This window comes from Nonomuraea sp. B5E05 (assembly GCF_039880665.1).
Classification (GTDB): domain Bacteria; phylum Actinomycetota; class Actinomycetes; order Streptosporangiales; family Streptosporangiaceae; genus Nonomuraea.
The window spans coordinates 233827-245604 of sequence record NZ_JBDPMJ010000010.1; the positions used below are offsets into that span (position 1 = coordinate 233827).

The window sequence follows — 11778 nt, forward strand, 5'->3', positions numbered from 1 at the left end:
GATCATCTGCAGCGCCGGTGCACCTCGTCCACCCGTTCGGTGAGGCCGGCTCTGTCGAGGTGTTCGAGCAGCGGCACGACGACGCGGCGGGTGGTGTCGAGGGCGTGTCTGGCCTGGCTGACCGTGAACGGTTGCGGCAGCCGGCCCAGCAGTTCGGCCGCCCGTGCGTCGGCTCCCGGCAACAGCGCGACTCCTTCGCCCACGCGCAGCAGGCTCCCGGCCCGTTCGGCCGCGGCCAGTTCCCGCGGGCCCAGGCCCAGCTCCGCCAGCCGGCCCGCGTCCGGCGCGTGGAAGGGCCGCGCCGCCAGGTCCCGTCTCAGCCGCTCGACCGCCCTGGCCACCCGCTCCGGCAGGCCCGCGGGCCCGGCCACGATCCGCCCCCCGGCGAGCGTGAGCGGCGGCCGTACCAGCGTGGCGACCAGCCGCCGGTCGGGCAGGCCCAGCTCGTGGCGGGCCGCCTCGATCGGCATGGCGGGATCGAGGGGATGGCCGGCCGCGTAGTGCCGCACCGCCTCCACGAGCCGCCGGCCCAGGTCCTTCCAGTGTCCCGGATCGGCGTGCCACTCCCCTGACGTTCCGGGAGTGTCCGGCGCGACGCCCATCGCACGCAGGTCGGCGGCGCGCAGCAGCCGGTGCAGGCGCAGGGCGTACGCCGTGCCGGGCGCGACGGCCTCCGGCAGGGCCGCGTCCAGCAGCGCCGCCTCCAGGAAGGCCGCGCGCTGCCTGGCGGCGCCCCTGCGGCCCAGGGCGGGCGGGCGCACGTCGAGGACGCTCGCCCCGGCGAGCACCCGCATCTCCGACCGGTCGCGTCCGGGATCACGCAGCAGCAGCACGTCGCCTAGGTGCAGCGGCACCGGCCTGGCCAGCCGCAGCCGTACGACGCGCCCGGCGAGCGGCCGCGCCTCGGCCGCCACCGCCGCCGACCCGATGTGGACCGTCAACCGCCGGGGCAACCCGGCGGACTCGCGCCGCAGCCCTCCGACGTGGGCGACGCGGACGTCCACCAGGTCCGTGGACGTCCAGCCGCCGGGCGTGACGAGCGCGTGCCCGCGCCCAGGGACGTCATGGCCGCGCAGGTTGACCGCCACCCTCGCGACCCCGGTCACCGTGTCCCGCGGCTCCTTGAGCGACTCGAGCCCTCTCACCCGCACCGGCTCGCCGGCGAGCAGCAGTTCGTCGCCCACCGAGACCGTTCCGGCGGGCAGCGTGCCGGTGATCACCGTTCCGCTGCCGGTCACGCTGAACGCCCGGTCGATCCAGAGCCGTACCGCTGCGGCCGGATCGGGCCGGGGCAGCCCGGTCACGAGCCGGTCCAGCGCCTGCCGCAGCTCGGGCAGCCCCTGGCCGGTGCGCCCGCTCACGGCGACCGCCTCCACCTCGCCGAGTCCGGCCGTTTCCAGGCGGGCGAGGGCCTGGGCGACCACCGGGGCCGGATCGGCGAGGTCGGACCGGGTCACCACGAGCAGGCAGTGTCGTACCCCGAGGGCCTCCAGGGCCACCAGGTGCTCCTCCGACTGGGGCATCCACCCCTCGTCGGCCGCCACCACGAACATGACGGCCGGCACGGGCCCGACCCCCGCGAGCATCGTGGAGAGGAACCGTTCGTGACCCGGGACGTCCACGAACGCGAGCCGTTCGCCCGACGGGAGCGCCGTCCACGCGTAGCCGAGCTCGATGGTCAGGCCGCGCCGGCGTTCCTCGTCCAGCCGGTCGGGCTCCATGCCGGTGAGCGCGCGTACCAGGGTGGACTTGCCATGGTCGACGTGCCCCGCGGTGGCCACGACGTGCATCAGCCCCGCACCTCCGCGGCCGCCAGCACCGCGCGCTCCACGTCGTCGTCGCGCTCGGGCGGGACGGTGCGCAGGTCCAGCAGCAGGCGAGCGTGCTCGATCCGGCCGACGACCGGCGGATCGCCCGTGCGCAGCGGTACGGCGAGCCGTCCGGGCAGGCTCACGGCGGCGCTCGGCAGCCTCACGCCGGGCGCGCCGCCACCCCCCACGGCGGCCGTGCTCGGCACGCTCGACGCGTCCACCCCGGCGCCGGCCAGCCGGCCGGCCAGGACTTCGGCGCGCCTGGCCAGCGCCGCCGGGACGGCGTGCAGCGCCTCCCGGACCGGCGGTACGGGACCGCGCAGCGTCGCCTCCAGCGCGGCGAGCGTGAGCTTGTCCACCCGCAGCGCCCGGGCGAGCGGGTGCCGGCGGCAACGTTCGACCAGGTCGCCGCGGCCCAGCAGGAGCCCCGCCTGCGGCCCGCCGAGCAGCTTGTCACCGCTGGCCGTCACCAGGTCGGCGCCCGACTCGATCATGGTGGTGGCGTCCGGTTCCGCGGGCAGCAGCGGCTCGCGGACCAGCAGGCCCGAGCCGATGTCCACGACGACGGGCACGCCCAGCCCGGTCAGCTCGGGCACCTCGGCGGCGCCGGTGAAGCCCTCGATCCGGAAGTTCGACGGGTGGACCTTGAGCACGAACCCCGTCAGCGGCCCCACCGCGGCGGCGTAGTCGCGGGCGGAGGTGCGGTTGGTGGTGCCCACCTCGCGCAGCCGCGCCCCGGTGGAGACGAGCAGGTCGGGGATGCGGAACCCGTCACCGATCTCCACCAGTTCGCCCCGGCTGATGAGGATCTCCCGCCCGGCGGCGAGCGCGGTGGCGACCAGGACGAGAGCGGCGGCGTTGTTGTTGACGACGTGGACGTCCGCCGCGGCGGGCACGGCCGCGGCGAGCGCCTCTACCGCGCCCCGTCCTCGCCGTGCCCTGGCGCCCGTCACCAGGTCGAACTCCACGTCGGCGGGCCCCGCGGCGGCGGTCATCGCCGCGACGGCCGCCGCCGACAGCGGCGCCCGGCCGAGGTTGGTGTGGATCAGCACGCCCGTGGCGTTGACGACCGGGCGCAGGCTCGCCGCGTGCGCCGGGAGGGCCGCCACCGCCGCGTCGGCCACGTCCCCTGGGCTTATCTCGCCCTGCCGCGCCCGGTCCTGGGCAGCCGCCACCGCCGCCTTGACCACCGGCCTGCCCAGCCGCCCGCCCGCCTCCACCAGGCGCGGGTCGGCGAGCACGGCGTCGGTGCGCGGCACCTGCCTGCGACGGTCCATGTTCCCGAACATAAGCGGAGGCGGACGGGAATCGAACCCGCCAGGCCGAGGACCTCGGCCTCGTCGGTTTTGAAGACCGCGGGGGCCACCAGGCGCCCAGACGCCTCCAGGGGAGAACCTACCCACCGCGGGGTAGGTGACCCGGCGGCACACGCGAACTGCAGTGAGGACGGCCATGACATCGGCGAACGTGGTGGAGGACGGCCCGGTCCGGCTGACGCGGTACGCGCATGGAGGCGGCTGCGCCTGCAAGATCCCGCCCGGCGAGCTGGAGGCCGTCGTCGCCGGTCTGAAAGCGCCGCGTCCCGGCGCCGCCGGCTCACCGGCCGGGGAGCTGATCGTGGGACTGGACGACGGGGACGACGCCGCCGTCGTGCGGATCGACGGTGACCGGGCGGTCGTGGCCACCGCCGACTTCTTCACGCCCGTGGTGGACGACCCGTACGACTGGGGGCGCGTAGCGGCGGCCAACGCCCTGTCCGACGTGTACGCCGTCGGCGGGGAGCCCCTCGTCGCGGTGAACCTGCTCGGCTGGCCCCGCGATCGGCTGCCGCTCGACCTGGTGAAGGAGGTGCTGCGCGGCGGCCTGGACGTGGCGCGGGAGGCGGGCTGCCACGTCTCCGGCGGCCACAGCGTGGACGACCCGGAGCCGAAGTACGGCATGGCGGTCACCGGCCTGGCCGACCCGGCACGGCTGCTGCGCATCGACGCCGCCCGGCCCGGCCTGCCGATCTCGCTGACCAAGCCGCTCGGCATCGGCGTGCTCAACACGCGGCACAAGGCGACGGGCGAGGTGTTCGCGCAGGCGGTGAACACGATGACCACGCTGAACCGCGACGCCGCGCGGGCCGCGCTGGCCGCCGGGGTGGAGTGCGCCACGGACGTGACCGGCTTCGGCCTGTTCGGGCACCTGTACAAGCTCTGCCGGGCGAGCGGCGTGACGGCGGTGGTGGACGTGGCGGCTGTGCCGTACCTGGAGGGCGCCCGGCAGGCGCTGCGCGACGGCTACGTGAGCGGCGGCACCCGCCGCAACCTCGACTGGGTACGGCCCCGGCTCGACCCTGGCGGCTTCGGCGAGGACGAGCTCCTGCTGCTGGCCGACGCCCAGACGTCGGGCGGCCTGCTGGTCGCCGGCGAGGTCCCGGGCGCGCCGGTCATCGGCGAGCTGGTCCCCCTGGACGGTCCTCACCTCCGCCTGCGCTGACGCCTCGGGCAGCGCGTGGGAGGTGTCCGGTGTGGGGGCCGTCGCCGTCGGGAGCGGGTGTCGGGGCCGCGTCGAGGCGTTGGCGTTGGGGGACGACGGTGTACTTCGGGTCGGCGGCCGAGGCGCGGCCCGCTTCCAGGATGCCGAAGCGGGTGCACAGGGAGCCAGCCGTGAGGGCGACCCCGGCCAGGGCGGTGAGGGCGCGGCTGCGCCCCGCGACCACCGCGAGCATCCCGCCGCCGGCCGTCAGGGCACGCCCGGCACGCATGAGCCGGCCGGCCCGGCCCGTCCGGTACGGCTCCCCGACGAACCCGAGCCGCCGTTCCAGCACCTCGCCCGCGACCAACTCCGTGGCCGCCCCGAGCCCGGCCACGGCACGGGCGGGACCGGCCTGGGCCCGGGGCGTGCCGAGCATGGCGACCGCGCCCGCCGCGGCCATCGCGCTGCCCGCGAACAGGAACGGCAGCTCCCGGTACGCCTCGTGCCAGGCGGGTACGGCGGTGTCGGCGATCAGGACGGCGGTGTAGGTGGCGGTCAGCGGCCCGGTCACCCCGGTGGCCAGCAGCGCCGCGTCGCCGGCGGCCGGCAGGAGGCCGGTCAGGGCCCGGGGCAGGACGCCGGTCAGGGCGCCGGGCAGGACGCCGGGCAGGGCGGCCGCCGACAGCCCGCTCTGGGCGGTGAGGATCCACGAGCCGACGCTCATCGGGGAGGTGGGCTTGAAGACCCGCAACATGTTGAGGAACCGTTCCGGCCTGCCCAGCTCGGCGGCGAGCAGGGCGGCTCCGAGGGACGCCCCGGCCGCCGCCGCGATGCGGGCGGTGCGGTCCAGGCGGGTGTGGCCGGTCAGCCGGGCCATGACGGCGATGGTGGACGAGGCTCCCGACATCCCTCCCAGATAGAGATATGTCGGCATGTGGGGCTCGTGCCAGACGGGCGGCTTGAGCACCGGGCGGCCGTAGTAGGACCGGAACTCCGCCTCCGGCACCACCGCCCGCTCCCGCGTCACCGCCGCTCCCCCCTGCGCGACGGCCCGAGGAAGGCGAGGGCCACGGCGCCCGTCGCCGACAGCGCGGCCGCGCCCGCCCAGCGCCACATGGCCGGCAGGTCTCGGGTGGTCACCACGGGATCCGGCGGCAGGCCGTACACCTCGGGCTCGTCCAGCAGCAGGAAGAACGCCCCCGCCCCGCCCACGCCGTCATCGGGGCTCTCGCCGTACAGGCGGGCCTCCTCGTGGCCGTCGGCGCGCAGGCGGGTCACCCGTTCCTCGGCGCGCTCCCGCAGCTCGTCGAGCGGCCCGAACTGGATCGAGTCGGTGGGGCACGCCTTGGCGCAGGCCGGTTCGAGGCCGCCGAGCTGGCGGTCGTAGCACATCGTGCACTTCCAGGCCCGCCCGTCGTCCTCCCGCCGGTCGATCACGCCGTACGGGCAGGCGGGCACGCAGTAGCCGCACCCGTTGCAGATGTCGGACTGCACCACCACCGTGTCGAACTCGGTCCTGAACAGCGCCCCGGTCGGGCAGACGTCCAGGCAGGCGGCGTGCGTGCAGTGCTTGCACACGTCGGAGGACATCAGCCACCGGTCCACGCCCTCCTCGTCGCCGGCGCGCACCGGCCGTGACTGCTCGATGAAGGCGACGTGCCGCCAGGTGTTCGCCCCCAGCATGCCGGTGTTGTCGTAGGAGGTCGCCTCGAAGACGAAGCCGTCGTCGGGGATCTGGTTCCACTCCTTGCAGGCGACCTCGCACGCCTTGCACCCGATGCAGACGCTCGTGTCGGTGAAGAACCCCATCCGCTCAGCCATGGCGGTACCTCTCCAGCAGCTCCAGCGCCGCCCGGCCCCTCGGCCGGCGGCCCGGCCGCACGTCACAGGTCATGGCCTTGCCCTCCTGGATGTAGACGTTCGGGTCGAGCACCAGCGGCATCAGGTCGTTGGCGACGTCACCGGTGACCAGGCCGCGGCCGCCCCACCCCCAGTGGTACGGCAGCCCGACCTGGTGCACGATCCCGCCCCCGACGCGCAGCGGCCGCATCCGCCCGGTGACCAGCACCCTGGCCTCCACCACGGCGCGGCTGGTCGCGATCGTGGCCCAGCCGCCGTTGACCAGTCCCACCTCACCGGCGAGCTGCGGGGACACCTCGCAGAACAGCTCGGGCTGCAACTCGGCGAGGTAGGCCAGCGGCCGGCTCATCGCGCCCGCCGTGTGGTGCTCGGTCAGCCGGTACGTCGTCAGCACGTACGGGAAGCGTCCCCCCGGAGCGTTGTACGGGCTCTCGGGCCGGTGGTAGGTGCGGCGGGCCGGGTTGGCCTGCTGGGTGTAGAGCGGGTTGGCGACCGGCGACTCGTGGGGTTCGTAGTGGGCGGGCAGCGGTCCGTCGACGAGGCCGGCCGGCACGTACAGCCAGCCCTTGCCGTCTGACTGCATGATGAACGGGTCCGTCCCGGCGAGCGCGGCCTGGGCGCGGGCGCCTTCGGGCGGCACGTAGCCGGGCGGCTTGCCGATCTCGCAGTCGGGCACGTCGTCCCCGGTCCACTCGCCGCGCTCGGCGTCCCACCACACGTACGCCTTGCGCTCGCTCCACGGGCGGCCCTCGGGGTCGGCGGAGGCCCGGTTGTAGAGGATGCGCCGGTTGGCCGGCCAGGCCCAGCCCCATTCGGGCGCCACCGCGCTCTGCTCCCGGCCGGGGCGGCGGCGGGCGGCCTGGTTGACCTCGTCGGCGTACACGCCGCAGTAGATCCAGCAGCCGCAGGTCGTGGAGCCGTCGGGCTGGAGCTGGGTGGAGTTCGACAGGGCCCGCCCGTCGGGGCCGACCCCGTTGATCTCGCGGAGCACGGCCTCGGCCGAGGGCTCGCGGTGCACGCCGTGCTCCGGATAGTCCCAGGTCAGCTCGCGTACCGGCCGGTCGATCTCGTCGCCGGTCATCCGCTGTCTGAGGAGCTTGCCGAGGTGGTAATAGAACCACAGCTCGCTGCGGCAGTCGCCGGGCGGGTCGAGCGCCTTCTCCCGCCACTGGAGCAGGCGCTGGGTGTTGGTGAACGTGCCCTCCTTCTCCACGTGGCTCGCGGCGGGCAGGACGAACACCTCGGTGGCGATGTCCTCGGTGCGCAGCTCGCCCGTCTCCAGCTCCGGGCCGTCCAGCCAGAACGTGGCGGTCTCCACCAGGGTCAGGTCCCGGACGACGAGCCAGTCGAGGTTGGCCAGGCCGAGGCGCTGAGCCCGGCCGCCGGAGGAGCCGACGGCGGGGTTCTCCCCGACCACGAAATAGCCCTTCACGGTGCCGTCGATCTGGCCCATCACGGTGGTGTAGTGGCCGTGGTCGCCGGTCATGCGCGGCAGGTGGCCGAAGCAGAAGTCGTTCTCCTCGGTGGCGGCCTCGCCCCACCACGCCTTGAGCAGGCTCACCATGTAGGAGCGCCGGTTGCCCCAGAAGCCCGTCGTGCCGCCCTCCACCTCCAGGTAGTGGTCGAGGCCGCGATGCCGTCGGGCGTGCGGCATGTCCAGGTAGCCGGGCAGGATGTTGAACAGCGTCGGGATGTCGGTCGAGCCCTGGATGCTGGCGTGGCCGCGCAGCGCCAGGATGCCGCCGCCGGGCCGTCCCATGTTGCCGAGGAGGAGCTGCAGGATCGAGGCGGTGCGGATGTACTGCGCGCCGACGGTGTGCTGGGTCCAGCCGACCGAGTAGACCCAGGCGGTGGTGCGCTCGCGGCCGGAGTTGGCGGTCACCGCCCCGGCCAGTTCGGCGAAGCCGTCGCGCGGGATGCCGCACAGCCGCTCGACCAGCTCCGGGGTGTAGCGGGCGAAATGCCGTTTCACGATCTGGTAGACGCAGCGCGGGTGGGTCAGCGTCGGGTCGGTGCGCGGGCTGGGGTGCGCGCCTGGTCCGCCCGCCCCGTAGGTGTCCGCGCCGGCCGCCTCGGCGTCCTCGGGCCCGCCCTCCGCCTGATCGGCCGGGGGCTGCTCACCCGCGGGCTCGTACGCCCAGCTCCTCGGGTCGTACGTGGCCGTCTCCTGGTCCCAGCCGGAGAACAGGCCGTCGAGGTCCTCGGTGTCGCGGAAGTCCTCGGACACGATCGTGGCGGCGTTGGTGTAGGCCAGCACGTACTCGCGGAAGTCCAGCTCGTTCTCCAGCACGTGGTTGATCAGCGCGCCGAGCAGCACGATGTCACTGCCCACGCGGATCGGCAGGTGCCGGTCGGCCAGCGCGCTCGTACGGGTGAAGCGCGGGTCGACGTGGTAGACCTTGGCCCCGCGGGCCTTGGCCTCCATCACCCACTGGAAACCGACGGGGTGGCATTCGGCCATGTTGGAGCCCTGGATGACGATGCAGTCCGCGCCTGCCAGGTCCTGCTGGAAGGTGGTCGCGCCGCCACGCCCGAAGCTGGTCCCCAGACCGGGGACGGTGGAGGAGTGTCAAATGCGGGCCTGGTTCTCGACCTGGATGGCTCCGAGGGCGGTGTAGAGCTTCTTCATGAGGTAGTTCTCTTCGTCGTCGAGCGTCGCCCCGCCCAGGCTGGCGATGCCCAGCGTGCGGCGCACGACCTTGCCCTCGTGGGTCTCCTCCCAGGTCTCCCGCCGGGTGCGCGCCACCCGGTCGGCGATCATCTCCATCGCGGTGTCCAGGTCGAGCCGCTCCCAGGCGGTGCCGTACGGCCTGCGGTAAAGCACCTCGGTCTGGCGGCCCGGATGGGTGACGAGCTGCTTGCTGGCCGAGCCCTTGGGGCACAGCCGGCCACGGGAGATGGGCGAGTCGGGATCTCCCTCGATCTGGGTGACCTTGCGGCCGTCAGGGCCGTCCTCGACGTAGACGAGCTGGCCGCAGCCGACGGCGCAGTAGGGGCAGATCGAGCGGGCGACCGTGCCGGCGTCCTCGGTGCGGGGGCGCAGAGCGTCGGTGCGGGCCGAGCGGGCCGCGTCGCTCCTGCCGTCCTCGCCCATGAGCTGGCGAATCACCGGCCACCGGGCCAGCCATCCCCTTCCTGGCATGATGCGGCTTCTGCCCGTATTCACCTGGCCCATTCGGGCGGCTCAGTCAAATTCGGGGCACGCAACGGCCCTGTGACGGCCCGTTCGGCCGAGGGAAGATCGTCCGAACGGCCGATGCCGGGCCGGGGCGGCGACCCTTTCCGCCGACGTGGACGTCCGGTCTGGCTCAAGCGCTCATGCCAGGGTTCACCCGGCGGGCTCCGGCTCAGCGGAGGGCTGGATGCTCAGCTGTTCGGCCCGGGAGAGCCCGGCGGCGGCGTCCGGGACCAGCCCGAGGCTGACGGTCTGGCGGCTGAGCAGGCCGGCCAGCGCCCAGTCGGCGGCGACGCGGAGCCGGTTGCCGGCGGCGGGCAGGGCGAACAGGTGGTACGCGCCGGTGATCGCCGCCGCCGCCCGGCCCGTCACCCGCAGGTTGAACGGCGCGGCGACGGCCTGCCCGCCCCCCAGATCGGCCACGGCGCCCAGGTCGCGGTGCCGGTAGGGCCGGGCCCGCCCGTGGCCGAGGCCGGCGGCGACGTTGCGGGCGGCGGCGCTGGAAGCCACCCTGGACGCCGTCAACCGAGCGGCGAACGTGGTCCGTCCTAGGAGCAGGACCCCCTCTGGGCCGAGGGCCGAGCCTCAGCCGAGCGCGCGGTCGAGGTTGAACGCCGCGCTGATCAGCGCCAGGTGGGTGAAGGCCTGCGGGAAGTTGCCCTGCTGCTCGCCGCTGCGGCTGATCTCCTCGGCGTACAGGCCCACGTGGTTGGCGTAGGTCAGCATCTTCTCGAACGCCAGCCTGCCCTCCTCCACGCGGCCCGCGCGCACGAGCGCCTCGACGTACCAGAACGAGCAGATGGAGAACGTGCCCTCCTCCCCGCGCAGGCCGTCCGGGCTGGCCTCCGGGTCGTAGCGGTAGACCAGCGAGTCGGACACCAGCTCGGCGGTGAGCGCGTCGAGGGTGGCCAGCCACTTCGGGTCGGTCGGTGAGATGAACTTCATCAGCGGCATCATGAGGACCGCGGCGTCGAGCACGTCGGCACCCTCGTACTGCACGAACGCCCTGAGCTCCTTGGACCAGCCGCGGCGCATGAGCGTGTGGTAGATCGTGTCGCGGGCGAGCCGCCAGCGCGGGATGTCGGCGGGCAGGCCGCGCCGGATGGCCACCCGCATGGCCCGCTCGATCGCCACCCAGCACATCAGCCGCGAGTAGAGGAAGTTCCTGCGCCCGCCGCGGGTCTCCCAGACGCCCTCGTCGGGCTGGTCCCAGTGGTCGCAGACCCAGTCCACCAGGCCGCAGACCTCGTCCCAGTGGTCGCTGGAGATGGGCTGCCCCCACTTGTCGTAGAGGTAGATGGAGTCGATGAGCGCTCCGTAGATGTCGAGCTGGAGCTGGTCCGCGGCGGCGTTGCCGACCCGCACGGGGGCGGAGCCCTGGTGCCCTTCCAGGTGGTCGAGCTCGCGTTCGGGCAGGTCGGTACGCCCGTCGATGCCGTACATGATCTGGAGCGGCCCGGAGGGGCCGTCAGCGCACCGGGTGACGCGCCGGGTCAGGAAGTTCATGAACGCCTCGGCCTCGCCGGTGAATCCCAGCCGGAGCAGGGCGTAGACGGCGAAGGCGGCATCGCGTACCCAGAGGTAGCGGTAGTCCCAGTTGCGCTCGCCGCCGATCTGCTCGGGCAGGCTCGTCGTCGGCGCGGCGACGATCGCGCCCGTCGGCGCGTACGTGAGCAGCTTGAGGGTCAGCGCGGACCTGTGCACCATCTCCCGCCACCGGCCGCGGTAGCGGGAGGCGGACAACCACCGCCGCCAGAACGTCACCGTGGCGGCGAACTCGTCCTCGGCCTCGGCGTACGGGCACGAGCGCGGCATCACGTCGCCGCCGACCTGGTCGAGCGCGAACACCTCCGACTCGCCCTCGTCGAGGGTGAAGGCCGCCCTGGCGTCCAGGTCGTCGCATTCGACCGGCACCGTGGCGGTCAGCGCCAGCGACAGGTCCTCCGACTCGAACAGCACCATCCCGTCGTGTTCGCGCACGCGGTGTGGCTGCGCCGCGTAGCCGAACCTGGGCGCCACCCGCGCGTGGAACGGGATCGACCCGCGCACGCAGATCACCCGCCGGATCAGCCGGTGGCGGCGGGCCTCGCCCGAGTCGCTGGTCACCGGCATGAAGTCCTGGATCTCGCCCACCCCGCCCTCGGTGAAGAACCGGGTGATCAGGACGTTGGTGTCAGGGAAGTAGAACTGCTTGGTCTTCGCGGGCACACTTGCGGCCAGTTCGAACGCTCCGCCCTTGCCGGCGTCGAGGATCGAGCCGAAGACGCTGGGCGAGTCGAAGGTCGGGCAGCAGTACCAGTCGATGGTGCCGTCGGTGCCCACCAGCGCCACGGTGCGCAGGTCGCCGATCAGGCCGTGCTCGGCGATCGGCAGGTAACGGGCGGGCCCGCCGCGGGCTCCCCGATCGGATGTCTCGGCCATGGCAACCTCTTTCCGGCGTCGCGCTCTCCCTACCCACGGTTGCGCCGCCGT

At 74.0% G+C, this 11778-nt stretch carries 8 protein-coding genes and 1 tRNA gene; 1 reads left to right on the forward strand and 8 read right to left on the reverse strand.

Annotation, left to right across the window (positions count from 1 at the left end):
- Positions 1-2: 2 nt before the first annotated feature.
- The 3 genes from selB to ABGB01_RS20755 all read right to left on the reverse strand — a co-directional run bounded on the left by selB (position 3) and on the right by ABGB01_RS20755 (position 3196).
- On the reverse strand, positions 3-1790 hold the full coding sequence (gene selB / locus ABGB01_RS20745; RefSeq protein ID WP_347775190.1) for a selenocysteine-specific translation elongation factor: 1788 nt from the start codon (positions 1788-1790) through the stop codon (positions 3-5).
- Positions 1790-3088, reverse strand: a complete 1299-nt coding sequence (gene selA, locus ABGB01_RS20750) for an L-seryl-tRNA(Sec) selenium transferase (RefSeq protein WP_347775191.1) — start codon at positions 3086-3088, stop codon at positions 1790-1792. Before selA ends, selB begins: the two co-directional genes overlap by 1 nt.
- A 14-nt stretch (positions 3089-3102) precedes the next feature.
- Positions 3103-3196, reverse strand: a tRNA-Sec gene (locus ABGB01_RS20755).
- Positions 3197-3263: 67 nt separating this feature from the next.
- Here ABGB01_RS20755 and selD point away from each other — a divergent pair.
- Entirely contained in the window at positions 3264-4292 is a 1029-nt protein-coding gene (selD, locus tag ABGB01_RS20760; protein ID WP_347775192.1) for a selenide, water dikinase SelD, read from the forward strand.
- Here the strand turns inward: selD and nrfD are convergent.
- The 5 genes from nrfD to ABGB01_RS20785 all read right to left on the reverse strand — a co-directional run bounded on the left by nrfD (position 4243) and on the right by ABGB01_RS20785 (position 11727).
- A complete protein-coding gene (nrfD, locus tag ABGB01_RS20765; RefSeq protein ID WP_347775193.1) occupies positions 4243-5298 on the reverse strand; it encodes an NrfD/PsrC family molybdoenzyme membrane anchor subunit in 1056 nt (351 codons plus the stop codon). The two genes, selD and nrfD, sit on opposite strands and share 50 nt — an antisense overlap.
- The gene (locus tag ABGB01_RS20770; protein WP_347775194.1) at positions 5295-6092 is read right to left on the reverse strand and encodes a 4Fe-4S dicluster domain-containing protein; all 798 of its coding nucleotides are present in this window, start codon (positions 6090-6092) and stop codon (positions 5295-5297) included. The genes nrfD and ABGB01_RS20770 overlap by 4 nt, the downstream gene beginning before the upstream one ends.
- Positions 6085-9273: a formate dehydrogenase gene (gene fdh / locus ABGB01_RS20775; RefSeq protein ID WP_347775195.1), complete on the reverse strand. Its 3189-nt coding sequence runs from the start codon at positions 9271-9273 to the stop codon at positions 6085-6087. The genes ABGB01_RS20770 and fdh overlap by 8 nt, the downstream gene beginning before the upstream one ends.
- A 186-nt stretch (positions 9274-9459) precedes the next feature.
- Positions 9460-9816: a hypothetical protein gene (locus tag ABGB01_RS20780; RefSeq protein ID WP_347775196.1), complete on the reverse strand. Its 357-nt coding sequence runs from the start codon at positions 9814-9816 to the stop codon at positions 9460-9462.
- Positions 9817-9891: 75 nt separating this feature from the next.
- Positions 9892-11727 (reverse strand): glycoside hydrolase family 15 protein, encoded by a 1836-nt coding sequence (locus ABGB01_RS20785; RefSeq protein ID WP_347775197.1) that lies wholly within the window; start codon positions 11725-11727, stop codon positions 9892-9894.
- Positions 11728-11778: the final 51 nt, after the last annotated feature.